The 24575-nt window shown below is 72.6% G+C and carries 19 protein-coding genes and 1 pseudogene; 7 read left to right on the top strand and 13 right to left on the bottom strand.

Features of this window, described 5'->3' with window-relative positions; genetic code table 11:
* A pseudogene (locus tag ND748_RS07180) lies at positions 1-805 on the bottom strand (hypothetical protein); the annotation flags it as partial.
* Positions 806-892: 87 nt separating this feature from the next.
* Positions 893-1750, bottom strand: a complete 858-nt coding sequence (locus ND748_RS07175; RefSeq protein ID WP_251744875.1) for a TetR/AcrR family transcriptional regulator — start codon at positions 1748-1750, stop codon at positions 893-895.
* 121 nt (positions 1751-1871) lie between these two features.
* Between ND748_RS07175 and ND748_RS07170 the strand changes: the two genes are divergently transcribed.
* The gene (locus ND748_RS07170) at positions 1872-3506 is read left to right on the top strand and encodes an MFS transporter (protein ID WP_251744874.1); all 1635 of its coding nucleotides are present in this window, start codon (positions 1872-1874) and stop codon (positions 3504-3506) included.
* Positions 3507-3631: 125 nt separating this feature from the next.
* Here the strand turns inward: ND748_RS07170 and ND748_RS07165 are convergent, their stop codons facing one another.
* A complete protein-coding gene (locus ND748_RS07165) occupies positions 3632-4507 on the bottom strand; it encodes an acyl-CoA thioesterase domain-containing protein (RefSeq protein WP_251744873.1) in 876 nt (291 codons plus the stop codon).
* A gap of 506 nt (positions 4508-5013) precedes the next feature.
* Here ND748_RS07165 and ND748_RS07160 point away from each other — a divergent pair.
* Complete coding sequence (locus ND748_RS07160; RefSeq protein WP_251744872.1) at positions 5014-5760, top strand: cysteine hydrolase family protein; 747 nt, start codon at positions 5014-5016, stop codon at positions 5758-5760.
* Positions 5761-5778: 18 nt separating this feature from the next.
* Positions 5779-7557, top strand: a complete 1779-nt coding sequence (locus ND748_RS07155) for a regulator (RefSeq protein ID WP_251744871.1) — start codon at positions 5779-5781, stop codon at positions 7555-7557.
* A 156-nt stretch (positions 7558-7713) separates the two neighbouring features.
* Here ND748_RS07155 and ND748_RS07150 read toward each other — a convergent pair whose 3' ends face one another.
* The 6 genes from ND748_RS07150 to ND748_RS07125 form a co-directional block, all read right to left on the bottom strand.
* On the bottom strand, positions 7714-8472 hold the full coding sequence (locus tag ND748_RS07150; protein WP_251744870.1) for a YceI family protein: 759 nt from the start codon (positions 8470-8472) through the stop codon (positions 7714-7716).
* 102 nt (positions 8473-8574) lie between these two features.
* The gene (locus ND748_RS07145; protein ID WP_251744869.1) at positions 8575-9813 is read right to left on the bottom strand and encodes a family 43 glycosylhydrolase; all 1239 of its coding nucleotides are present in this window, start codon (positions 9811-9813) and stop codon (positions 8575-8577) included.
* Between the two features lie 108 nt (positions 9814-9921).
* Entirely contained in the window at positions 9922-11589 is a 1668-nt protein-coding gene (locus ND748_RS07140; protein WP_251744868.1) for a SulP family inorganic anion transporter, read from the bottom strand.
* Positions 11590-11913: 324 nt separating this feature from the next.
* Positions 11914-12930: a DUF305 domain-containing protein gene (locus ND748_RS07135; protein ID WP_251744867.1), complete on the bottom strand. Its 1017-nt coding sequence runs from the start codon at positions 12928-12930 to the stop codon at positions 11914-11916.
* Between the two features lie 81 nt (positions 12931-13011).
* Complete coding sequence (locus ND748_RS07130; RefSeq protein ID WP_251744866.1) at positions 13012-14553, bottom strand: FHA domain-containing protein; 1542 nt, start codon at positions 14551-14553, stop codon at positions 13012-13014.
* A gap of 236 nt (positions 14554-14789) precedes the next feature.
* Positions 14790-16574, bottom strand: a complete 1785-nt coding sequence (locus ND748_RS07125) for a glycoside hydrolase family 15 protein (protein ID WP_251744865.1) — start codon at positions 16572-16574, stop codon at positions 14790-14792.
* A 416-nt stretch (positions 16575-16990) separates the two neighbouring features.
* Here ND748_RS07125 and ND748_RS07120 point away from each other — a divergent pair, with 416 nt between their 5' ends.
* Positions 16991-17554 carry a hypothetical protein gene (locus ND748_RS07120; protein ID WP_251744864.1) on the top strand — a complete coding sequence of 188 codons (564 nt, stop codon included), beginning with the start codon at positions 16991-16993 and terminating at the stop codon, positions 17552-17554.
* 104 nt (positions 17555-17658) lie between these two features.
* Here ND748_RS07120 and ND748_RS07115 read toward each other — a convergent pair whose 3' ends face one another.
* Together ND748_RS07115 and ND748_RS07110 are read right to left on the bottom strand one after the other, a co-directional pair.
* Positions 17659-17859 carry a hypothetical protein gene (locus ND748_RS07115; RefSeq protein ID WP_009741926.1) on the bottom strand — a complete coding sequence of 67 codons (201 nt, stop codon included), beginning with the start codon at positions 17857-17859 and terminating at the stop codon, positions 17659-17661.
* A 374-nt stretch (positions 17860-18233) separates the two neighbouring features.
* Positions 18234-19895, bottom strand: coding sequence for a phospholipid carrier-dependent glycosyltransferase (locus ND748_RS07110; protein WP_285901732.1), 1662 nt, complete (start codon positions 19893-19895; stop codon positions 18234-18236).
* Positions 19896-20064: 169 nt separating this feature from the next.
* Between ND748_RS07110 and rsmI the strand changes: the two genes are divergently transcribed.
* Positions 20065-21204 carry a 16S rRNA (cytidine(1402)-2'-O)-methyltransferase gene (rsmI, locus tag ND748_RS07105; RefSeq protein ID WP_251744862.1) on the top strand — a complete coding sequence of 380 codons (1140 nt, stop codon included), beginning with the start codon at positions 20065-20067 and terminating at the stop codon, positions 21202-21204.
* 173 nt (positions 21205-21377) lie between these two features.
* Here the strand turns inward: rsmI and ND748_RS07100 are convergent, their stop codons facing one another.
* Entirely contained in the window at positions 21378-21932 is a 555-nt protein-coding gene (locus tag ND748_RS07100) for a YdcF family protein (RefSeq protein ID WP_251744861.1), read from the bottom strand.
* A 234-nt stretch (positions 21933-22166) separates the two neighbouring features.
* Positions 22167-23291: an ABC transporter substrate-binding protein gene (locus tag ND748_RS07095; RefSeq protein ID WP_251744860.1), complete on the bottom strand. Its 1125-nt coding sequence runs from the start codon at positions 23289-23291 to the stop codon at positions 22167-22169.
* A 114-nt stretch (positions 23292-23405) separates the two neighbouring features.
* Between ND748_RS07095 and ND748_RS07090 the strand changes: the two genes are divergently transcribed.
* Both ND748_RS07090 and ND748_RS07085 read left to right on the top strand, forming a co-directional pair.
* Positions 23406-24230 (top strand): TatD family hydrolase, encoded by an 825-nt coding sequence (locus tag ND748_RS07090; RefSeq protein WP_251744859.1) that lies wholly within the window; start codon positions 23406-23408, stop codon positions 24228-24230.
* A partial coding sequence (locus ND748_RS07085; RefSeq protein ID WP_374215865.1) for an rRNA adenine N-6-methyltransferase family protein occupies positions 24224-24575 on the top strand: 352 nt, incomplete at its 3' end. The genes ND748_RS07090 and ND748_RS07085, both read left to right, overlap by 7 nt.

Here is a 24575-nt window from a genome sequence, read left to right as displayed (position 1 = left end):
CCCCGGGGCTGGTCGGACCGTCCTGCTCGGGCCGTTGCGCGCGCCGCCAGCCGCCGCGGCCCGCCGGCTGCACCGAACCGGACGCCTTTCCCGTGGCGGCCAGGTCGACGATGCCGGCCCAGGCCACTATGTCGGCGGCCGGCCCGTCCCAGCCGCCCGCCGCCGGTCCGTAGCCGTACCCGGGCACGTAGCCGCCGGCCGCGGCCCGGTGCCCGGTGGCAGCCCCGCGCCCGGCGGCAGCCCCATGCCCGGTGGCGGCCCGGTGCCCGGTGGCGGCCGTGGACAGCAGCAGCGGGCGCAGGGCGGCGGCGATCCCCAGGTCGACTAGGCGGGGGCCGACGACGGACAGGACGATGTCGGTGGCCGTCAGGTCGCCCAGGGCGCCGACCGTGTGGTGGGCTGCGTCGATGGTTTCGAGCAGGGTGCGGGCGAGCCGGTCGATCTCGTCGGCGGACAGCGGCCCCCGCTCGGTGAGCTCGCGCGCCAGGGTGGGCCCGCCGACGAACTCGGTGACCACGTATGGGCGGTCCGCATCAGGCGCGGCGTCGAGCACGCCGCAGGTGTGCGGACCGGACAGCACGCTGGCCCGGTCGACGGCCGCCGCGAAGCGGGCCCGCATGTCGGCACGCAGGGCGTCGCCCGGGTGCAGCGCACGGATCGCCACCTGGGCGCCACCCGGCGCGCGGCCCAGGTAGACGATGCCCGTGATGCCCGCGTCGAGCCGGCCGAGCAGCAGATAAGGCCCGAGCGCCGGAGATTCGCCGGCGGCGAGCGGTGCGACGTGGCGAGGTAGTCGAGCGGTCATGGTGGGTGCCCCGAATGCGACTCGCGGATGGCCGGCGGCGTGCGACCTCTCCGACGGTAGCTACTCCGGTCGTGTCCGTGAAGGCTGCTACGCCCCCTTCTTCGGAAGCATCAGGGTCGAGGCCGCCGTGCCCACGAGGTCCGAGGCCGGCGTGCCCACGAGGTCCGCGGCCGGCGTGGGCCCCTCGACGGGGTGCGGGCGCGCCGGCCGGGCGCTCGGATGGGCGGCCTCGATCCCGTCGAGCAGCCAGCCCAGGGCCTGCTCGAAGCGGGGCGTCAGCAGCCGGCACCCGATGGTCCGCAGCGACCGCAGCCGCGGCAGCTCCTCGGCGGCGACGATCGCGTCGAAACCCGGTTGCGGTTCCAACAGGGGCGCAGGACGATCGTCATCGTCGCCGGCGGGCTCGTCCGGGCCGGGGTACGCCTGGCCGCTGAGTTCCCGCAGCGTGCAGCCGACGACCAGGTCGGTGACGGAGTGGATGATGCGCAGCTGCTCGTCCGGATCGTCGGTGATGCGGGATGCGACGGTGAGGTACTGCTCGAGGTAGCGCAGCTTGTTGGGTCCGAGAGCGGGGCGGACCGCGACGCCCAGCGCCCAGGGGTGACGCTGGAAGGACTGCCTGATCCGCTGGGCGATCTCGGTCAGCGCCGTGCGCCAGTCGGCCGGGATGTCGTCGAGCAGGTGTCCGCCGAGGAACTCGTTCCACATCAGGTCGAGTAGCTCGTCCTTGTCGCGCACGTGGTAATAGAGCGTCATCGTCCCGACGCCCAGGCTCGCGGCGAGCCGGCGCATCGTCACGGCTGCCAAGCCCTCGGCGTCGGCGAGCTCGATGGCCGCCAGCGCGAGCCGCTCGGGGCTCAGAGTGGACCGGCACCCGGGTGGGGGCCCCTGCCCCGCCCGACGCCTCCCGCCCGGCCCGACGGCCGGTTCCGTCGGCGCGACCATGACCTCGTCACCTCCGAACACGCAGCCGAACAGCAGTTTTTGCCGTTGGTACATCGTACGGCGTAGGGTGGCCCCTAGTCCTCGTACGGTGTACGACGGCTGCTAGGAGGGGATGTTGGGAATGGCACATTCGGAGGGAACGAGCGCAGGCGATGCCGGCGGTCCCGGGCAGGTGACGGCGAGAGCGCCCGAGGGCACCCCGTCCGTCGGGGCCGCCGGTGAGGGCGGGCGGGGCGCGGTCGGTCCGGCCCGGCCGGCCACCCGGCCGAAGTGGGCCGTGCTGGCGGTGTGCTGCCTGGCCCAGTTCATGGTGGTGCTCGACATCTCGATCGTGAACGTCGCGCTGCCGGCGATGCAGACCGATCTCGGCATGTCGGCCGGCGGTCTGCAGTGGGTGGTGAACGCCTACACCCTGGCGTTCGCCGGGCTGCTGCTGTTCGGCGGCCGGGCGGCGGACCTGTTCGGTCGGCGCCGGGTCTTCGTGTTCGGGCTGGGGCTGTTCACGCTGGCGAGCCTCGCCGGCGGCCTCGCCCAGTCCGAGACACAACTCATCATCGCCCGGGCGGTGCAGGGCCTCGGCGGCGCCGTGCTGGCCCCGGCGACGCTGAGCCTGCTGATGACCTCGTTCGCGGAGGGCCGGGAGCGGACCAGGGCGCTCGGCGCCTGGGGCGCCACGGCGGCCAGCGGCGGTGCCTTCGGAACGGTCGTCGGCGGCATCCTCACCGACGTCGCCGACTGGCGGTGGGTGCTGTTCGTCAACGTGCCGATCGGCGTGGCGCTCATCGCCGCCGCGCGCGTGGTGCTCGTGGAGTCGCGGGGGCAGGTCAGCCGTCTACGCGACCTCGACGTGCCCGGCACGCTGACCGTGACGGGCGGCTTGGTCCTGCTGGTCTACGCGATCGTGCGCACAGAGACCTCCTCCTGGGGGTCGCCGGCGGTCATCGGGATGCTGGTCGGCGCGGTCGTGCTGCTCGGCGCCTTCGTCGCGATCGAGGCCAAGACGGCCAATCCGCTGGTGCCGCTGAGCATCTTCCGCTATCCGGGGATCGCGGTCGCCAACGTGATCGCGGCGCTTCTCGGCGCGGCGATGTTCGCGGTGTTCTTCTTCCTCACCCTCTTCCTGCAGCGGGTCGAGGACTACAGCCCGCTGCGGGCGGGGCTGTCGATGCTGCCGATGCCACTCATGATCATCGTGGCCTCGCAGCTCGTCACGCGGACGATTGGCCGGCTCGGTCCGCGGCCGATCATCATCTTCGGCGCGGCCGCGGGCGCGTCGGGCCTGCTGTGGCTGTCGGCGATCACGCCGGGCGGCTCGTACTGGACGCACGTGTTCGGCCCGCTCGCGGTGATGGGCTTCGGCATGGGAACCACGATGGTCTCGATGGTGTCCGCGGCCACCGCCGGTGTGCCGATCAGGCTCGCCGGGCTCGCCTCCGGTCTCATCAACACCGGGCGGCAGATCGGGGCGGCAGTCGGCCTCGCCGCCGTGACGACCATCGCCACGCATCACACCGAGGGTCGGCTCCGCCATGGGGTCGCGCCGCCCGAGGCGCTGACCTCCGGGTATTCGCTCGGCCTGTTCATCGGCGGCTGCGTCTTCGCCCTGGGGGTGCCGGTGGCATTCCTCCTGCCGCGGCTGCGCCGTCAGCCCGAGCCGGCCGCCGCCGGGGTGGCGGCACCGGCCCAGGTTGCTGTCGACGCAGCACAGCCCGCCGACGCCGACGAGCAGGCAGTCGCCCACACCGCCGAGGTCTGACCGACCTCGGGTCGGCCCTGCCCCGCCCTGCCCTTCCAGAGGGATAACCGGACACGGGACCCGCTGGAAGGGCAGGGAACTCCGACGCCGCCGTGGCGGGGCGTCGGAGCCGGCGGGACGTGACGTCAGGGGCGGGCCGGGCGCAGCAGTCCGACGACCTCGGCGGCGGCCCGCTGCACGCCGTCCGGGCCGAAGATCTCGATGCGGCCGACCGCGCGGCCGTGACCGGCGTGCACCGTGCGGACCTGGAACAGGTGCCAGTCCCGGACGTCCAGGTCATCGAAGAACGTGACGGTCTGGGACAGCACCGCCGCGGCAACCTGCGGTCGTTCGTCCGGCATGGGTGGGATCCCCGCGGCCGTGAGCAGATCGGCCAGCGGTAGCAACTCGCAGGAATGCGCCAGCAGAGCGCGCCAGACCGTCGGGTCCTCGCCCGCGTCGGGGATCCGCTGCCACTGGTCGAGCCGGTGCGGCTCCGCTCGGGGCAGCACCCTGACCTCCCACGGCATCATCGGCCGATCCGGGCGCGGCACCCCCGCCGCCGGCCCCGGCAGGTCCACTCGGACCGTCTGCACGCTCAGAAAATCGGCCTCCGAAGCCCGTAGCATCACGTCCGCCCGGCAGATGTGCAACGAGCCCTGCCGGAAGGACAGCGCCAGCGCGTCGATCGAACCGCCGTGGGCGAGACGTTCGACATCGACCCAGAGCGGCGCCCGGCAGTCCCCGGGACGGGAGAAGATCGAGTGCAGCGAGTGCACCGCCTTGCCCGGCGCCATGCGTTCCGCGAGGACGATCTGTTGACCGAGTAGCTGTGCGCCAAGGATCCCGCCGTGCGCGCTCACCAGACATCGGGCCGGCACCGGAGGGACGTCCCCGCCCAGGTCCAGCACCGCCAGCAGGTCGCTCAGCGTAAACACGCCCGGCGCCGAGGCGCTGACCGGCACCAGCGGCTCGGGCCGTGCGGATTGCGAACCATCCCGCTGAGGATCGATGGTCTCCACGGACCGTCCACCCACATCGCACCCCTTCGCTCGCGACGGCCGGCGGGTGGTACCGCGAGGGACGCGATCGCTGCGCGCCGTGGCTCGGCGCGGGCAGGTGACCGGTCGCCGCGCCTGCCGGCGGTCCGTCGCGCATGGATCACGACTCCGCCCGGCGCGGAGCCTCGCGGGTCAATATCGACCCGTTCGGCGCTGTGAGCGGCGCGCAGTGGCGTACGCCACGTCCCGATGGGCCGCCGACCCGAATAAAAGTCGCGAAACGCCAGATCAATCGCTCTCATGATCTGTATACGGATCCGGATACGGACCGGGATACAGAGTTCATCGCCGCGTTACGCGCCGGGCGGTGATCTGAAACGACGCCCCCCGACCCTCGTCTCCAGACACGCCGGGGGAGGCACCGGACGACCGGGCCGGGCGTGTCGAGCTCCCTCGACGCACTCCAGCCGCGCGACTGCGACCTGCGCGGACCCCGAAACCCGTGGACTCCGATGGCGAGAGCTGGCATGAGCGAAACCGCAACGACCCCGACCGCGCCCCTGGCCGTGAGCGCCCGACCGTACGACTTCACCTTCGACCCCGCAACCACCGCGCTCGTCGTCATCGACATGCAGCGCGACTTCCTCGAGCCTGGTGGCTTCGGGGAGAGCCTCGGCAACGACGTCAGCCAACTGCGGAGCACGATTCAACCGCTGCAGGCCGTGTTGGCGGCCGTGCGGGCCGCGGGGCTGACCGTCATCCACACCCGCGAGGGCCACCTGCCCGACCTGTCCGACCTCCCGCCGGCGAAGCTGCACCGCGGCGACGCCGCGCTGCGCATCGGCGACCTCGGGCCCAAGGGCCGCATCCTCATTCGGGGCGAGTACGGGCAGGACATCATCGACGAGCTCGCGCCGGTCGACGGCGAGTACGTCATCGACAAGCCCGGCAAGGGCGCCTTCTACGCCACCGCCTTCGGCGACGTCCTCGCCGAAAAGGGGATCACCAGCCTCGTCGTCGCCGGGGTGACGACCGAGGTCTGCGTGCACACGACCGTCCGTGAGGCCAACGACCGCGGTTTCGAGTGCCTGGTGCTCAGCGACTGCGTGGGCTCCTACTTCCCCGAGTTCCAGCGGGTGGCGCTGGAGATGGTCGCCGCCCAGGGCGGGATCTTCGGCTGGGTCGCCCCGTCCGCCGATTTCCTCGCCGCGCTCGCCTCCCCGGCCCCCGCGGCCGACTCCACCGTGCCCGCACCCGCCGTCACGGCCTCCTGAAAGAGGACGGGTCCCATCATGGTCAAGATCGGGAATCGGCCGGCGTCGTCCGCGCCGGCCCTGCCCTACTGGACGAAGGGCGACACCAACGCCTTCTTCGGCCTGGGCATCAACGTACTGGTCAACGTCATCGTCCTGAGCTCGCTGTGCCTGTTCGTCGTCAACATTCCCAAGGACGACGTGTTCGGCACGATCCTGCCCGCGCTCGGGATCGCGATGCTGCTCGGCAACCTGTTCTACGCCTACCTGGGTCGCCGGCTGGCGGCGAAGGAAGGCCGTGACGACGTCACGGCGATGCCGTACGGGCCGAGCGTCCCGCACATGTTCATCGTCGTGTTCGTCATCATGCTGCCGATCTATCTGAAGACGAAGAACCCGGTCGAGGCGTGGCAGGCGGGCCTCGCCTGGGCGTTCATCATCGGCATCATCGTCGTGATCGGCGCGTTCGTCGGGCCGATGATCCGCAAGTACGCGCCGCGGGCGGCCATGCTCGGGACGCTGGCCGGCATCTCGATCGCGTTCATCTCGATGCGCCCTGCCGCGCAGATGTGGGACGCCGCCTGGATCGCGCTGCCCGTCTTCGGCCTGCTGCTCGTCGGCCTGCTCACGGACCTGAAGCTGCCGTGGAACCTGCCGATCGGCGCGGTCGCGCTGGCGCTGGGCACCGCCATCGGCTGGATCGGTGGGTTCATGGACACCCCGGCGGTGTCGGAGGCGGCCAAGGACATCGCGGTGTCGCTGCCGACCTTCCACTTCGACAAGCTGTTCCACGGCCTGTCCGACATCTCGCCGCTGCTGGCCACGGCCATCCCGCTCGGCGTCTACAACTTCACCGAGGGCATGTCCAACGTGGAGAGCGCCGCGTCCGCCGGGGACAACTACAACCTGCGGCCGATCCTGCTCGCCGACGGCTTCGGCGCCATCCTCGGCTCGGCGCTCGGTTCGCCGTTCCCGCCCGCCGTCTACATCGGCCACCCGGGCTGGAAGGCCGCCGGTGGTCGCACCGGCTATTCCCTGGCCACCGGCGTCGTCATCGCGGTCCTGTGCTTCCTCGGCCTGTTCGGCCTGCTCAACGCCGTGCTACCGCTGCCGGCGATCGTGCCGATCCTGCTCTACATCGGGCTGCTCATCGGCGCCCAGGCATTCCAGGCCTCGCCGAAGGCGCACGGCGCCGCCGTCATCGCCGCGATCATCCCGAACATCGCCTCCTGGGCGGCCGGGCAGATCGACAACACGGTGACGACAGCCGTCGGCGTGGCGTCGAAGATGAACCCGGCGGTCACCCTGAACGTCACCGACGCCGACCTCGAGGGCAACAGCGTGCTGTTGCACGGCCTGCATCTGCTCGGGGACGGCGCGGTGTTGGCCGGCCTGGTACTCGGCTCCATCGTCGCGTTCATCATCGACAAGCGGTTCATCTCGGCGGCGATCGCCTCGGCCGCCGGCGCGGTGTTGGCCTTCGTGGGGCTGATCCACGCGGAGAAGGTCGAGTGGGACGCCGGCGGCGGCCAGGTCGCCCTGGGTTATCTGTTCCTCACGCTGGTCTGCGTGGCCTGGGCGCTGACCAGGCCCGAGCCGCGGGTACCGGACGCCGAGGAGATCGCGTTGGAGCGGGAGCACGGCATCCCGTCGCAGACCCGGCGCGGCGCTCCCGAGGAGGTCCCGCCGGCCGTCGACGCCACGCACCCGCCCGCCGCGGACCCTGCCCCCGGCACCTCGGCCGGTACTCCGGCCGGCGCCTCGGCGACCGGTCCCAAGCCGGCGGCCTCGGCACCTGCAGGCGCCGGAACCGTCTGACCGGTCGCCCCGACGAGGCGCAGCCGCCGCCGCGCCGCCGGTCATCCACCCCGACCGGCGGTGCGGTTCTCGTTCGGCCTGGTCGCGCTGCGCAACCTTGCCCTTTCGGGGGGCCCGGAGTCCGTTTCGTCCCCCCTGAAGGGCAAGGGAGGGCGGTCAGGGGTTGGCGGCGGTGGTTGCGGGGGTCGAGGCGGAGCGAGTGAAGATCAGGGAGACCTCCATGATTCCGTGATCCTCCGTGGAGACGCCGGGGAAGCTCGGGTTCGGGACGTCGTAGTCGGCGAAGACGACGGGGAGCTGGCCGACGGTGCGGATCGAGGTGCCGTCCCAGCGGGACTGCAGCGTCATCGTGACCCGCTTGGTCTTGCCCCGCAGGGTCAGGTCACCCCTGGCCGCGACGGCTCGGGTGGTCTTCGAGTCGGTGGGGACGGCGCCGATGTCGACCGGTTCGGCGAGGGTGAAGGTGGCGGTCGGGAAGGTGTCGGTATCCATGATCCGGCCACGGAACTGGTTGTCTCGGCGGCTCTCGTCGCTGGTCACCGTGGCCATCTGCACGGTGAAGGACGCCTTCGAGGCCCGCGAGCCGTCGATGGTGAGCGAGCCGGACACCTGCCTCGTCCGTCCTGCCGCCGTCGTGTCCTGGCCGAACAGGTTCTCCTTGACCCGGTAGCCGACCTCCGAGCCCGGCGCGATCGCCCAGGAGCCCGCCAGCGAGCCGGTCGGCGCCACCGTCTCGCCACCGCCCGGCTGGGCCAGGGAGAACTCCTCCGGGGCGTCTTTCTTGATCACGTTGATGTAGAGGGCGGTACCGCCCACGACCAGGATCGCCAGCACCACGACGGCGCCGATCAGGACCACGAGCAGGCGGGGCCGCCGACGTCGGGGCCGCGGAGCCGGTGCTTCGGGTTCGGTCATCGGAAGATCGTCCCTCTCGCCTCGGGGCTCGGCGACGGGTGTCGCTGAGATTCGTTGCTGTTAGTTGTGCAGACAACGATGTCGAGAGGGTCATTGTGCCTGTCACCCGCCGGCGGCCGTCCCAGGGCCGGCGTGATCGCCGCTGTCGGTGGTGTTCTGCTCACGGGCGTGATCGCCGCGGTCACGGGTCTCGTGGCGATCGGCCTCCTGGTCACGCGCCTCGTGGCGATCGGTCTCGTGGTCACGGGTTTCGTGGCGATCGGTCTCGTGGTCACCGGTCTCGTGGTCGCGCGGGAGGGAGTCGTGCTGCTCGGGCGGGCGGACCCGGCCCTGGGTGAGCGACTTGACCCGCACCGACAGCTCGTCGTCGCCCACCCGCAGGGGGACCACGACGAACCGTCCGGTCGGCAGGTAGGCGCCTGCCGGCGGCGAGTCCCAGGTGTGCAGGCCCAGCCACCAGCGATGACGGGAGTCGGTGAAGGCGTGGGCGCCCCCGGGCCCGAAGCCGACCTTCCCGCCGGTCAGCATCGGCTTCGGCGCCGGGTGGCAGGGCCCGAGCGGGCCGGTGCACGAGGCGCTGGCCACCACCTGGCGCCCGTTGAGCTCCGGTGCGGCCGAGTACACCAGGTGGTCGCGCCCTCCCTCGACGATCATCGAGGGGCTCGCCACCCGCTTCTCCTGCCAGGGCAGGCTGGGGCGTAGCAGCACCGCCGGCTCGCCGGTGAGCACCAGCCCGTCCGAGCGCAGCCGCTGGGCCCACAGCGTCGGGCCCGCGCCGCCGGAGCGCCCCGGGCTGCTCCAGGTCAGGTAGGCGCGCCCGGCGTCGTCGACGAAGGGGCTCGGGTCGGTGCTGCCGCCGTCGTCGGCCTGGCAGACGAGCGGGGAAAACGACGTGTCCACGAACGGCTCGTCCAGATGCTCCGAGGTCGCCGCCGAGATGCAGCGCAGGCCGAGCTCGCGCCAGGTCGTCGTGTAGTAGAGGACGTACGAGCCGTCGAAGGCGCCGATCGCCGCCGGCCCCAGCCCGCCGCCCAGGTCGGCCCAGCGCGGCGGCGCCTTCAGGGCGTCGGGCTGGACCGTCCAGCTCCGGCGGTCCCGGCTGGAGAGCAGGCTGATCGTGTCGGGGGTGCGCGGGTCCACCCCGACGGCATAGGTCGTCCGGTTGCGGGTCAGCAGGGATGGCGCCGGGAAGTCGACGCCGGGGACGAGCACGGCCCGGGTCGAGGCGCCCGAACTCGCCTTGGACAGGTACAGCCCGACGAGGACGATGACGATGACGACCACGGCCGGCTGGCGGCGGGCGAAGTCGACCAGACCACCGGTAAGGCCCTTCTCGCCCATGCCGCCACCATCCTCATTGTGAGTATCTGATGGCGGAGTGTATTCACGGTGGGGCGAAGTTGGGCGTCAATCGACTCCGCGGACACTCCCTGTCGTCTTGACGGCCGCCTAGGTAGCCGGCTTGGTAGCCGTCTCGGCAGTCGCTTCGGCGGTCGGCTCGGCAGTCGCTTCGACGGTTGCCTCGGCGGTCGGCTCGGGTGACGGCTCGGTGGTGGCCTTGGCGGTCGGCCCGGCCGTCGGCTCGACGGTCGGCTCGGCGGACAGCCCCTGCAGCAGGACGGCGCTGCGCGGGTTCAGCCCGACGATGGTCACCTCCGTGCCGCGCTCGCGGTACTTCGTGCGGACGTCGTCGAGGGCGGCGACCGCGGCGGAGTCGAGGACGTCGGCCTTGGACAGATCGATGACGATCCGGGCCGGGTCACGGCCGTAGGCGAAGGCGTTGACCAGGTCGCCCGTCGAGGCGAAGAACAGCGTGCCCTGCACGGCGTAGATCCGTTCGCCGCCTTCCGGGTCGAGCACGCTGGTCACCAGGGCCAGGTGGGCGACCTGGCGGGTGAACAGCAGGGCGGCGAGGACGACGCCGACGAGCACCCCGTAGGCCAGGTTGTGGGTGGGTACCACGACGGCGACCGTCACGACCATGACCGCGGTCTCGCCGCGGGGCATCCGGCGCAGGGTGGATGGCGCGACGCTACGCCACTCGAAGGTCATCACCGCGACCAGGATCATCACCGCGACCAGCGCGGACATGGGAATGTGCCGGACGAGATCGCGCAGCGGCACGACGAGCATCAGCAGGAACCCGCCGGCGGCGAAGGTCGACAGTCGGCCGCGACCGCCGGAGTTGACGTTGACGATGGTCTGGCCGATCATCGCGCAGCCACCCATCCCGCCGAAGAAGCCGTTGACGACGTTGGCGATGCCCAGACCCCAGGACTCGCGGTTCGGGTCGTGGGTGGAGTCGGTCATCCGGTCGACGATCTGGGCGGTCAGCAGCGTCTCCAGCAGGCCCACGGCGGTCAGCGCGACCACGTAGGGTGCGATGATCCGCAGGGTCTGCCAGGTGAGCGGGACGTCGGGGATGCCGGGCATCGGCAGCGAGCTGGGCAACCGGCCCTCGTCGCCGACCGTCGGCACCGAGACGTGGAAACCGCACGTGACCAGCGTCAGGACCGCCACCGCCACGAGCGGCGCGGGGATCGCCGTCGTGAGCCGGGGGACCGTCAGCAGGATCGCCAGGCCCCCCGCGACCAGGACGTAGACCTTCCACGACTTGCCGATGACGTGCGGCATCTGGGCGGTGAAGATCAGAATGGCCAGCGCGTTGACGAAGCCGATCATCACGGTGCGCGGCACGAAGCGCATCAGCCGCGCGACCCCGAGCACGCCGAGGACGCCCATCAGCAACCCGACGCCGACGGTGGTCGCGAGCAGGTAGTTCAGCCCATGCTCGCGGACCAGTGGGGCGGCCACGAGGGCCATCGAGCCGGCGGCAGCGGAGATCATCGCCGGCCGGCCGCCGGTGAAGGCGATGATCACCGAGATCGTGAACGACGCGAACAGGCCGACCTTCGGGTCGACCCCGGCCACCACCGAAAACGAGATCGTCTCCGGGATCAGCGCGAGCGCCGTCACCAGGCCCGCGAGCAGCTCCACCCGGACGTGGCGCGCGCCGGGCCAGCGTCGGGCCAGCGCGGGCAGGCGCAGCCCCCCGATGACCGCACGACGGCTCCCGGCCGCCACACCGGCGGCCTCACGGGCGGAAACACCTGTCATGGAAGCGGACCTCGAGGATCGACGGCGGCGTCGGCGCAGCGCCGAAGCCGCCGTGGCGGGACCGGACCCCTACTCGCCCGCCGCCTGTCGCCACCACACGACGCACCGATGTGGCCGGCGAAGCGTGGATCGGGGGACGACGCACCCGTGGAGAAGACGCGACAGATCCAGGGGAAAGCGCAACGTGGCGGCATCATCGCCCGGGGAACGACTGCGGGGCGGCGTTCCCCCACGCCTCGGGTGCACGACCGGCGGTACGGTCCGGTTAGTCGGAACTGACGATACAAAGTCAGCTTCGATGAAGCGACGGCCGGGTTCGGCCGGTCACGCCCGAGGCGCCCCGAGCCGGGCCAGGGCCTCCTGCATCTGGTCGATTTCGATCGACTGGTTGAGCACCATCGCCCTGGCGAGGCTGCGCGTGCGGTCGGCACCGGCGTGCTGCGCCGCGTACTGCGCCATCGCCAGACCCCCACGATGGTGGTGCACCATCAGGGTGAGGAACAGGACGTCGAGGTCGCGACCGTGGATCGTCGCGAGCCGCCGCAGCTCCTTCGGGGTCGCCATGCCCGGCATCCGGGCGGTGTCGTCGGCTGACGTCGCGCCGCCGGTGCCGCCCATGCCCGCCATGTCGGTCATGGCCGCCGAGCCGGTGTCGCCGTGCGCGTCGTGACCGCCGGCCGCCGCCGCGCCCGTGCCCCCCATCCAGCGCATCGGCGCCCCGGCGGCGGTCTGGGTCCGCCCCCAGCCCGACAGCCACGCCGACATGACGCCGATCTCCCGCTGCTGGGTCAGCGCGATGTCCTGCGCGACGCTGCGGGTCGACGTGTCGCCGCCGCGGTCGAACTCGATCATCGCCATCTGGACGGCCTGCGCGTGGTGTTCGGACATGTCGCGGGCGAAGCCGACGTCGACCGAGCTCTCGCCCGGCGGCCGGTCGAGCAGGTCGCCCAGCGCCGAGCCGGCGGCCAGCAGCCCGGCCACCAGCACCACGATGACCGGGGTCCACCACAGGGCCGCCCGGCCCCGGCGACCGCGACGCGGGGCACCGGCCTCACCGGCATCGGGGTCGGCTCCGGTCTCGGCTTCGAACCCGGCGTCGGCTTCGAACCCGGCGTCGGCTCCGGTCTCGGCGTCGGCTCCGGTCTTGGCGTCGGGTCCGATCCCGGCGTCGGACCCGGGGGCGGGCGTATCCGGCGCGGGTGCGCTCGGTCGGGCTCTGGCGGGGCCGGGTTCACCTCGCGCGGGCCGGTCGTCCTGCCTGCGCGGCTCGGCTGGGGCGTCTGCGGGCGCGGTGGGGGAGGTGGGCAGGCCACCCCCGGCGCGCAGCTCTGAATCGCTCATCGTCCGCCAAGTCTGACGTAGGTGCCGACGTTTCGCGCGCTGCCCCCGCCGACCTCCCCACGATGCCCCCGGGACAGGGGGTCAGACGTGCAGGTGGGAGTTGAAGACGAAGGTCCGCTTGCCGACCTGGACGCGGGTGCCGGGCACCAGCGGGGCGGGCTGGTGCGGGTTGAGGGGGGTCCACACGGTCGCCTCCGGCGGTGCGATGTAGGTGCCGTTGGCCGAACCCTGGTCGGTGATCACCGCGTCCCATCCGGCCAGGGTGATCACGGCGTGCACCCGGGAGACGGCGCTCTCGCCGTCCTCGACCGGCAGCGCCCTCGCCTTACCGGCCCGGACCGCGTCGTCCCGGTCGGGCTGGCGGCCGATGACCAGGTCCATGTCGACGTTCATCGTCTGCCCGTCGTCGAACACGAGCACCCCGACCGTGGGCCGCGGGCCCCACACCGTCCGGGAGCTCTGCTGGGCCAGCGACAGGCCGCACTCGGCGCAGTACGGCGCCTGCGGGTGGTTGAAGTGCCCGTTCGCGCACAGCACCCCCTCGACCTGGGGCTCGGAGTTGCTGGGCAGCATCGTCGGGGCCTCGTCGTCCTCGATGAGGTCGGAGACGGTGAAGGTCTGCCCGGGCAGCTGGGTCAGGGCGTCGTGCTCGTCGTCGGTGAGGTCGTCGCCGAGCCCGTCGCTCAGCCCGTCGCCGAGGCCGTCGCCGCGGCCGTCCGACAGCGGCTCGGCATGTCCGCCGAGCTGGCCGAGGTGACCGCCCGGCCCGGAGTCGACCGCGGCGTGGCCGATCGCGGCGTGGCCGATCGGCTCGCGCCCGGCCAGCTCGGTCGGCGGGTCCTCGTCGAGTTCGTCGAGTTCGTCGAGGTCGGCGGCCTGGGTGGGCTCCGCCGCCGCCCGTCGACGGTGGGCCTCCTCCTCCTGGCTGAGCAGCGGGGCCAGCGCCGGCGGGGTGGTCGGCATCGGGTCGGGGGCGCGCGAGCCGGGTGTGGGGATCGCCGCGGCGCCGGTCATCGGCTCGCGCAGCGGATCGAAGCCGGCGAGCAGCTGGTCGGCCGACACCTTCGGGGCCGGCAATGCGGGCGCGTCGCTGAGCAGCAGGCTCACGCCGATCCCGGGCACCGCGCCGATCCGCAGGTCGAGGGGGAAACCGAGATCGCCGAGGCCGCCGGGGAAGCCGGTCGGGCCGACGAGGCCGGTCGGCCCGACGTCGATCCGGGCGATCTCCGTCGGCAGCAGCCGGTCGACCCAGGTGGCCGAGTCCACGCCGGACAGCGTCACCCCGGACGAACCGGACGCCATGACGTCCATCGCCCCGTGGACGAGCGCCGCAACGCGGTCGTTGACGGTGGTCAGCAGGCTGAAGTCGGGCACCCGGTCCGGGTCGGCGTCGGCGAGGACCCCGGCGACCCGGCGCACGAGCCGGCGACCCATGGTCGACGCGGTCGTGCCCGCCTCCGCGGCCACTTCGGCGCACAGCCCGAGCAGCCTGCTGGTGATCTCGGCGGTCTCGGGCCGGCCGGCCCGGGCGACGATGAGCGCGCCGGGCAGCCGGACGACCACCCCGGTCCGATCCGGGTGCCCGGACTCCACGACCACCCGGAAATGGTCCAGTCCCGCCATGACCTCGCCCCTCGTCCCCACACCTCGCGCCGCGCCGGTCATCACCGCCGGCGGCCTCGTGGCACATCCTCGCCGCTCGGTGCGGCCCGTCCGGTACGGTCCTATCCTGCCGTGCCCGCGGGCCGGCTGGTACCGCCTTACCGTCACCGCGGCGGCGATGTCCGGGGTCCGACAGGCGAGCGCGCGCCGCGGGCGCGCCACCCGCCCGCCGGGTGGTCGAGGTCGAGGCGGGCCGGTTACCCCAGGGCCCGGTCCAGGTTGATCGCCGCGCTGATCAGCGCGAGGTGGGTGAACGCCTGCGGGAAGTTGCCGAGCGCCTCGCCGGAGGAGCCGATCTCCTCGGCGTAGAGGCCCACGTGGTTGGCGTAGGTGAGCATCTTCTCGAAGACCATCCGGGCCTCGCTCACCCGGCCGGCCCGGGTCAGCGCCTCCACGTACCAGAACGAGCACAGGTTGAACGTGCCCTCGTCGCCGGTCAGCCCGTCGCTGCCGTCGGCGGCGTAGCGGCGCACCAGGCTGTCGCTGACGAGGTCCTCGCCGAACCGGTCCAGCGTCGAGAGGAACCGCGGATCGGTGGGCCCGGAGAACTTCACCAGCGGCATGCACAGCAGGGACGCGTCCAGCCGCGGCGAGCCGGGGAACTCCATGTAGGCACCGCGGGTGGGGTTCCAGGCCTCGTTCTGGACGAACCGGTACGCCTGACCGGCGAGGTCCTTCCAGTCGTTGGTCGGGCCGGGCAGGCCCCGCTGACGGGAGATGCGGCAGGCCCGCTCGAAGGCGACCCAGGTCATCAGCGCCGAGTAGGTGAAGCGCTGGCGCCCGCCGCGGGTCTCCCAGATGCCCTCGTCCGGGGTGTCCCAGTGCTTGGCCAGCCAGTCGAGCTGGCGGCCGAGGGCCTCCCAGAGCTGGAAGGAGATCGGGACCTTCTTGTTGTACAGGTAGACCGAGTCCATCAGCTCGCCGTAGATGTCGAGCTGGAGCTGCTCGGCGGCGGCGTTGCCGATGCGCACCGGCTTCGAACCGCGGTAGCCGGAGAGGTGATCAAGGACGATCTCGTCCAGGTGGGCGTTGCCGTCGACGCTGTACAGCACGTACAGCCCGGAATCCTTCGGCGCCTCGTGGCAGCGCTGCTCCAACCAGTCCATGAACGCGGCGGCCTCGTCGGTGAAGCCCAGCGCCATCAACGCGTAGGTGGTGAACGCCGCGTCCCGGATCCAGGTGTAGCGGTAGTCCCAGTTGCGCACGCCGCCGAGCTCCTCCGGCAGCGAGGTGGTCGGCGCCGCCACCAGCGCGCCGGTGGGCCGGTAGACCAGCAGCTTCAGCACCAGTGCGCTGCGTAGGACCATCTCCCGCCAGCGGCCGTGGTACCGGCTCTGCCGCAGCCACGCCTGCCAGTAGTTCAGCGTCCGGGTGAACAGCGTGTCCGCCTCGCCGATGATCAACGGACGGATCGTCGAGTTCCACTCGAGCACGATGTCGGCGGTCTCGCCCATGGGGAGGTCGAACTCGGCGAACACGGCGGTGCCGTCGACCCGCAGCGGCAGCGCGGTGCGCAGCACGAGAGTGCCCTTCACCGATTCGAACACCGCCCCCGAGCCGGGGATCAGCGTCACCGTGTGCGCGGCCCGCCCGTAGTCGAACCGCGGATCGCAGCGCAGCCGGAACGTCGCCGTCCCGCGCACGGCTCGGGCCTGGCGGACGACGACGTGTGGCGTCTCCGCGACGTCGCTGTCCACCGGGACCATGAAGTCGACGACCTCGCCGACCGCCCGTGGAGTGAGGAAACGGGTCATCAGGACGTTCGAGTCGGGCAGGTAGAGCTGCTTCGCCCGCGAGTCCGGACAGTGGATGCGGAACGATCCGCCGCGGTCGGCATCGAGCAGGCTCGCGAAGACCGACGGCGCATCGAAGCGTTGCGGGCAGTACCAGTCGATCGTGCCATCCGTGGCGACCAGGGCCACGGTACGCAGGTCGCCGATGACCGCGTGCTCCTCGATGGGCGGGTAGTCGGTGTCGGGCATTCGTAGGCTCCGCGAGGCGTCATTGGCCGAGGGTCCGACCAGGGATTCTGCGGGGGACGGATCAGGAAGGACGCCACCGCGCGAGCACAACCCGGCGCCGAGTCGCTCGCGTCCTCCCGGCCGCCGCCGGTCGCCACCCGAGCGATGGCAACCAGGCGAAGGTAACTCGTCGCGGCGGTGGCGCGCCCAGCACTACCGGCAAGCCGGAAAACGGGTCCGACCCGCTGTGTGAACTCGCGGTGTCGGCGATGCGTCGCCGTCGGGTCCGGGCCGCATCGGTGGAGGTCACCGGGTCGCTGGAACCCTCGTAGCCACCGGCGGTTCGCGATGGTCGCGGGCGGCGGTGGCGCCGGCGTTCGCACCCCGGTGGGGGGTCTCGCCGCTCGCCGTCCGAGGCGGCCACCTACGATCACGCCATGGCCGCCCACCCTCCGACTGCCGAGGACGGTCGCGCCGCGCTGGTGATGTTCGCTCGGGGCGACCGGGTCTTCCCGGTCGACGACCTCGGCGGCGGGATCTGGTCGCGGCGCGGCACCGTGCTGGCCGTGCACGCGGCCGGGCGCCGCGAGCCGGCCGAGCAGCCCGGGCCGGTAAGCGTCGAGTCGACCCGCAGCGCGGCGCCGGTCACCGCGCGGGCGACGGTCCTCTGGGACGACGGCAGCGCCGAGGTGCTGGCCGAGGATCAGCTCTGCCTCGTCTACGACCAGGAGGCTCCCGTCGGCGTGCGGGTCGTCACCCTGCCGATGGCCGAGCCGGTGGATGTGGTGCAGCACGGCGGGCACGTGGTGCTGGTGCTGCGCGACGGCCTGGTCCCGCCCGCGGTCGTGGAGTCGCTGCGCGACAAGCTGCGCCGGGTACGCGCGGCGTTGACCCCGGCGCGGCCCGACCCCGCCTCGGCAGCCGAGCTGCGTCGGCGGGACCTCGACCTGCTGCGAGCCTTGATCGCGCAGCTCACCGGGGGCTCAGCCGAGCCCCGCTGACGGGTAGCCCGCTCCGGCCGCCACCGTTGCGCCGTCGAGCCGTTGCGCTGTCGTGCCGTCGAGCTGTCGTGCCGTCGAGCTGTCGTGCCGTCGAGCTGTCCGGGTCAGGACGTCGAGTACGGCCCGGGGCGCACTCCGCCCGGGCCGTAGGCATTGCCGTTCATCCCGGCCCGCGGCTGCTCGGTCATCGCCTGGCTCACCTTCGACGCGATCGCCTCGGTGAGCCGGATCGCCTGCGTGAGGGACAGGTTCAGCACAATCTCGCTGTCATCGGTCATCGCGAAGCGCACCGACACATCGGCCATGGTGGTTCCTCCCAGTCTCGGTCCGCCCGACACCCGGCTCCGGTGGTTGGAGGTCGGAGGGAGACCCGCACGGGCGCTGCCTGCCGTGCGGCCTCGGGGCATGGTGACCGCCCCACCATCCCCGATGGGGATCTCACGCCGTACGTGACCCCCCCTGTCGTCCTCACCGGTGAGGCTGCTAGCGATGGACTGCTTCGACTCTGGGTGATCAGTCAACTTCGTTGCTCCCCGCGCATGCGTGCCGATCCGGACAGGAACACCCATTTGTGATGATGGCATCGCTGTCGGTGGCCGCGTGGGGGGTCGAGGTGAATCTCGTGAGAGAGATCACACCGAGCCCACGCCATTCGGTGTGCCCGCGCGGGGGTCCCGGCTCAGATCCAGCCGGGGAACCACATCCTGGCCCGCCACGAGGAGTAGGGGATCACCTGCGCGGCGAGGATCGGGTAGAAGTACGCGAACAGCAGGACCACGACGATCGTGTAGATCCCGACCGTCAGCGCGCCGGTCAGCCGGCGGGCGTCGGAGGCCTCCCGCGGGCCGAGCGCGAGCCCCGCCAGCGCCGTGATCCCGAGGACGAGGAACGGCAGGCACGGCAGCGCGTAGAAGAAGAACATCGTGCGGTTCGGGAACAGCAGCCACGGCAGGAACGCCGAGCCGAAACCGACCAGTACCAGGGCGGCACGCCAGTCCCGCCGGGCCACCCACCAGGCGAGCATCCCCAGCAGGCCGGCGGTGCCCACCCACCACACCGCGGGGTTGCCCAGCGCCAGCACCTCCCGGGAGCAGCCGGCCGGCGCGTGGCAACCGGACGTCCCGTAGGCGGGCGACGAGTAGTAGTACGCCACCGGCCGGGCCATCACCAGCCAGCTCATCGGGTGCGAGGCGAAGGTATGGCCCTGGTCGAGGCCCTCGTGGAACTTCAGCACCGCCATCTGGTACTTCCACCAGCCGTGCCACGCCGCGCCGAACCCGTCGCCGTAGAAGTGCCGGTAGTAGCCGCCGTCGGTGACGAACCAGCCCGTCCAGGTGGCCAGGAACACCACGACCGGGACGACGACGAACATCGCCGCCCAGGCGGGCAGATCGCGCCGCAGCGCCCCCAGCACGGGCCGCTGCGCGCCGCCGGTGCGCCGGGCACCGATGTCCCAGGCGATCGCGAGCGCCGCGAAGCCGATGATCGTGTACAGCGCGCTCCACTTCACGCCCATCGACAGGCCAAGCGCCACCCCGCAGGCCAGTCGCCATCGGCGGAACCCCAGCCTGGGCCCGTAGAGCTCGCGCAGCCGATCCTGGCGGCCGGCCGTGGCCCCGGAGTCCGCCAGGGCCACAGAGTCCGGCAGGGCCGCCGTGACCGCCGAGTTTGCCGTGACCGCCGAGTTCGCCGTGGCTACGGAGTTCGCCGAGACCGCGCCCGCGCCGCCCGCGCCAAGCACGCCCGGCGAGCCGTCGACCGTTGACAGTGGCGGACCGGAGCCTCGGGGCAATACCGCGCTCAGCCGGTCGGCGAGCCGGGCCCGTCCGTCGTCGCGGTCGAGTAAGAGGCAGGCCAGCGCCACGACCACCCCGGTCATCAGGAAGATGTCGAGGATTCCGATGCGGCTCTGCACGAACTCCAGGCCGTCCATGGCGAGCAGCAGGCCGGCGAAGCAGCCCAGCAGGGTCGAACGGAACATCCGCCGGGCGGCGCGGGCGAGGACGAGCACGGCCAGCGTGCCGAACAACGCCGAGGAGAACCGCCAGCCGAGCTCCGGGTCGCCGTGCGGGACCCCCGCACAGTTCGTGTACCCGAACAGGCCCTCGGAGGCGGCCATCAGCCACTTGCCGAACGGCGGATGGACGACGTATGCCGGCCCGGCGCAGCTCTTCGCGTCGATCTCGTAGCCGGCGGTGAGCAGGCCCCAGGCGTCCTTGGTGTAGTAGACCTCGTCGAAGTACACCCCACGCGGCTGGGTGATGTTCCAGAACCGCAGCACCCCGGCCAGGACCGCGACCGACAGGGTCGCCAGCCACCCGGCGAGCGGCGAGCTTGGCATCGGCGGGCACAGCCGCTCACGCAGCGCCTCGGCCCGCGTCCGCGGACCGAGTGGGTTCGCATTCGTCACCGGCGGCGTGTCGCCTCCTCCGCTCGCACTCCAGGGCACGTGGGCCGTCGTCGCCGTCACACCGATCAGGGTAGGTCCTGGCTCCTGACACACTGGGCGGGTGTCCGGGACCCTGGTGCTGTGCGGCGCTCCGATCGGTGATGTCCGGGACGCGAGCCCACGACTCGGTGAGATCCTCGCCACGGCGGATGTGATCGCGGCCGAGGACACTCGGCGGGTGCTCCGGCTGGCGCACGCCCTCGGCGTCACCATCTCCGGCCGGATCGTGTCCTGTTACGACGCGGTGGAGGGCGCCCGCGCCGCGCTCCTGACCGACTACCTGCGCGAGGGGGCGACGGTCGCCCTGGTCACCGATGCCGGGATGCCGGCGGTGTCCGATCCCGGCTTCCGCGTGGTCGCCGCGGCCGCCGCCGCCGGGATGGCCGTCACCGTTGTGCCCGGCCCGTCCGCGGTGACCGCCGCCCTGGCCGTCAGCGGTCTGCCCACCGACCGGTGGACCTTCGAGGGCTTCCTGCCGCGCAAGGGCGCCGACCGGCGTTCCCGGCTGCGTGAACTCGGCGGCGAGACCCGCACGATGGTGTTTCTGGAGTCTCCGCACCGGCTCCCGGCGGGCCTGGCCGATCTGATCGCCGTCTTCGGTGCCCACCGCGCCGCAGTGCTGTGCCGGGAGCTGACCAAGACCTTCGAGGAGATCGTCCGTGGCGACCTCGCGGCCCTGCTCGCCTGGGCCACCGACGGCCGGGTGATCCGCGGAGAGTTCACCCTGGTGATCGCCGGCGGCGCCGGTCGCCGACCGGTGACCGTCGACTTCGCCTCCGCGCAGGCGGCGGCCAACCCCGACCCCGCCGCCAACCCCGACCCCGCCGCCAACCCCGACCCCGCCGCCAACCCCGACCCCGCGGTCAGTTCCGGCTCTGCGGTCAGTTCCGATCCCGCGGCCAATTCCGGCTCCGCCGGCGCCTCCGGCTCTGCGCCCGGTTCCGGCTCTGCGCCCGGTTCCACCGCCGCCGTCGACCTCGGCCCCGTGTCCGAGGGCCGGGCCTTCGAGGTGGGATCCGCCGACACGGTGGACGCGCGGGTTCTGGCTGCCGACGTCGCCCGGCGCACCGCTGCCGGGATGCCGCGCAAGGAGGCCCGGCGGGCGGTCGCGGCCGACTTTGGCGTGTCCCGCAACGACGTCTACGCCGCCGAACTCGCCGCCCGTGCGCCCCGTCCCGCCCAGGCCGACCGTCCCCACTAGGTTGGCCGTCCTCGCCGGGTGCCCCGCTCCCGACAGGCGGGCGTGACGACAGCCAGTCCCGGAGGCGCGGACACGGTTCCGCGGAACCACAGGATCGCTGGAGGTGGCGGTGGAGGTGGGGGAGTTAGCGGTGGGGGTGGGGGCCGCCGCGTGGGTCAGCAGCTCCGTTGGAGTCAGCAGCTCCGTTGAAACAGCAGGGCCTTGCCCATCGCCGCCCATTCGTAGGTGATCATGTAGGGCCACATGCGGCGGGGCGGCGGCACCCCGATCATCCGGACCTCGCCGGGGTAGCACCGGCCAAGCCGTAGCCGGGCCCGGGTGCTCTGCGACGTCGAGGTGATCACGATCAGGGAGTGCCAGCCGCGCCGGGCCGCCGCGGCCCCCACCCAGCGGGACTCGCCCTGAGTGGTCAGGGGGCTGGGCGCGAAGCAGATCACCTCCACGCCGGGGATGGCGGCCGGGCAGGGATCGTCGGCGGTCGGCGTCGAGACGGCAAGGACCGGGGCGTAACCGGCGCGGGCGAGGGCGACCGCCCGTTCGAGCCGACCAGGACTGCCGGCGAACATCACGATCGCGTCGACCGGTGCCGGCTGGTCGCGATGGGGGAAGACGAACAGTCGCGCGGTGGCCGCCATGAACGCGACCGCCAAGGCGCCGATCAGGGCGATGGTGATGGCCCGGCGGCGCGACGCGGCAGCCGGCGCGCGTTCGAGCGGACCCGCCGCCATGGACCTCCCTTCGCGGCGCCGTCGTGGCCGTCGTGGCGCCTCGTTCCACCGCGTGAGCCGAGCCAACCACGGCTCACCCGCTCCGGGTGGGCTCACCCGCCGCGACCCGCCACCCCGGACACCATCGGGATGCGGCGCGGGCGGGTGGCCCGTTCTCAGCCGTCGCCGCTCTCCGTCGTCGTGAGGCGATGTCGCCGTGAGGTGGCTTTGTCGTGAGGTGGCGTCGTCGTCGTTCTACGTCGTCGGGGAGGTGGAGGTCGGCCGGGCGGTCGGGGGCGCCGAGGCCGGCCGACTGGTGATCCGGCGGGGATGGGCGAACGTGGCCCGGGCGGCCTCCCTTGGCCATACGGTGCGGGACGCGCCGTCCTGCCACTGCACGATCGGGATCTGGTGGCCGACCTGCAGCCCGGTCGCCTCGTCCAGCCGGAACCGGCCGAGCAGCGTCGTCGTGTCGATGCCGCGGGCGGCGGCGAGCACCGAGGCGTCCTGCACGCCTCCGCAGAACCGGATTGCCCGCCCCAGGATCAGACCGGTGACGTAGGCCCAGGCGGCCGTCTCCGTCGGCGCGACGCCGTGCAGGGCGGTGTAGTCGGCGGTGAACTCGCGCGCCGTCGGCCCGGTGGCGGTCAGTTGGGTGCTCTCCGGCATCCAGCTGCCGGGGGCGAGTAGTTGCTCGCGCAGGTCGCCGAGGCTGGCGGTGGCCTGCGCGCTGACGGCGGTGGAGAACGCCGCCGCCCGCCACGGCCGGCGCAGCAGAATGTTCGCTGCGGCCAGCTCGTCGTCGGGACTCGCGTGCACGATGAGGACGTCGCCCGGGGGAAGCCGGGTCGCGGCGAGCGTGGCCTTCCCTGGCGCGAAGACGTGCGAGGCGACCTCGAACGCCTGGCCGGTGGCCGCGGCCCTCGCCACCGAGGTGATCTCGACCGCGGTGTCGCCCGAGGCGAGCAGGACGACCTTGCGGGCCCGCCGGTCGGCTGCCCGTACCGCCGCGAGGACCCCCCGCGGCCAGGTCGAGGTGGCCGCGGCGATGTTGACGACGTTCGGGAACGCCTGCCGGACGAACCTGGTCGACGGCGCCCCCGTGTTGAACACCACCCGGTCGGTCGCCGCGCAGGCCGCCAGGGCCGCCCGGTGGCCGTAGGGTCCGAGCAGGGCGTCCGGGCGGGCGGCGACGGCGGCGCGCATCGCGGCCGCCGGGTCGGGGTAGGCGTCGTACGCGGTCAGGCTCACCTCGTCCCAGGGGGCGGGGAGCCGCTCGTCGCGAGCCCACAGGGTGACGCCGCGCAGGCCGGCCAGGCCCTGGGCGGCGTCCGGCCCGGTCAGCGGGGTGACGAGGGCCACGGTCAACGGTGTCGTCATCGGCAGGAATCCTCGCAGTCGCTCACGAGATAAGCGTCCCATGCTTGATTGGCGCATTCCTCGGCGCGCCCGGCGGCGGCCGTAGACTTCACCGGACGCGGAAGGATGGGTGAGGTGGCGCGAAACTCTGACCGGGCGGGCGAATCACCGCCGCCGCCCGATCCACTACCGGTGGCCGTCGTCGACAGCCACTGCCACCTCGACCTCATGGAGACCGAGGTGGAGGCCGCGATCGCAGCCGCCGTCGCCGTCGGCGTCACGCGGGCCGTCACCGTCGGGGTGGACCTGCCGACGAGCCGCTGGCAGGCCGACGTCGCCGATGCCCACCCGGAGCTCTACGCGGCCGTGGCCATTCACCCCAACGAGGCCGCCCACGGGGTGAGCGAGGAGACGTTCGCGGCCGTCGCCGAGCTTGCCCGCCGGGACAAGGTCCGGGCCGTCGGCGAGACCGGGCTGGACTACTTCCGCACCCCGCCGGAGGCGCATGCCGCCCAGCAGGAGAGTTTCCGCCGGCACATCGCGATCGCCAAAGAGACCGGCCGTGCCCTGATGATCCACGACCGGGACGCGCACGAGGACACATTGCGCATCCTCGCCGAGGAGGGTGCTCCGGACACGGTCGTCTTCCACGCCTTCTCCGGCGACGCCGACATGGCGAAGGTCTGCGCCGACGCCGGCTACGTGATGTCCTTCGCCGGCAACGTGACCTTCAAGAACGCGGTGAACCTGCGCGAGGCGGCCGCCGTCGCCCCGGCCGAGCTGCTGCTCGTCGAGACCGACGCGCCGTTCCTCACCCCGGTACCCTGGCGGGGCCGGCCCGGCGGCCCCTATCTGATTCCGTTGACGCTGCGGGTACTCGCCGACACCCGCGGTGTGGGCGTCGCCGAGCTCGGCGCGTCGATCGCCGCCAACGCCGAGCGGGTGTTCGGGCCCTGGTAGGCACCGACGCGCTGCTCGCGCCGGCGGAACTCCGGGCGTTGGCGCACGCGCTGGACCTGCGGCCGACGAAGCGCCGCGGACAGAACTTCCTCGTCGACGCGAACACCGTGCGCCGCCTGGTGCGCCTGGCCGACGTCGGTCCGCGCGACACGGTCCTGGAGATCGGGCCGGGTCTCGGCTCGATGACCCTGGGGCTGCTGGGCACCGCCGGTGCGGTCGTGGCCGTCGAGGTGGATGCGCCGCTGGCCGCCGCCCTGCCGGTGACCGTCGCCGCCCGGCTACCCGCCGAGACCGCGGCGCGGCTGCATGTGGTGCTCGCCGACGGGCTGCGGCTGGGCGTGGCGG

The organism is Frankia sp. AiPs1 (genome assembly GCF_023716945.1).
Lineage (GTDB): Bacteria > Actinomycetota > Actinomycetes > Frankiales > Frankiaceae > Frankia.
This window is presented reverse-complemented; position numbering and strand designations above follow the sequence as displayed.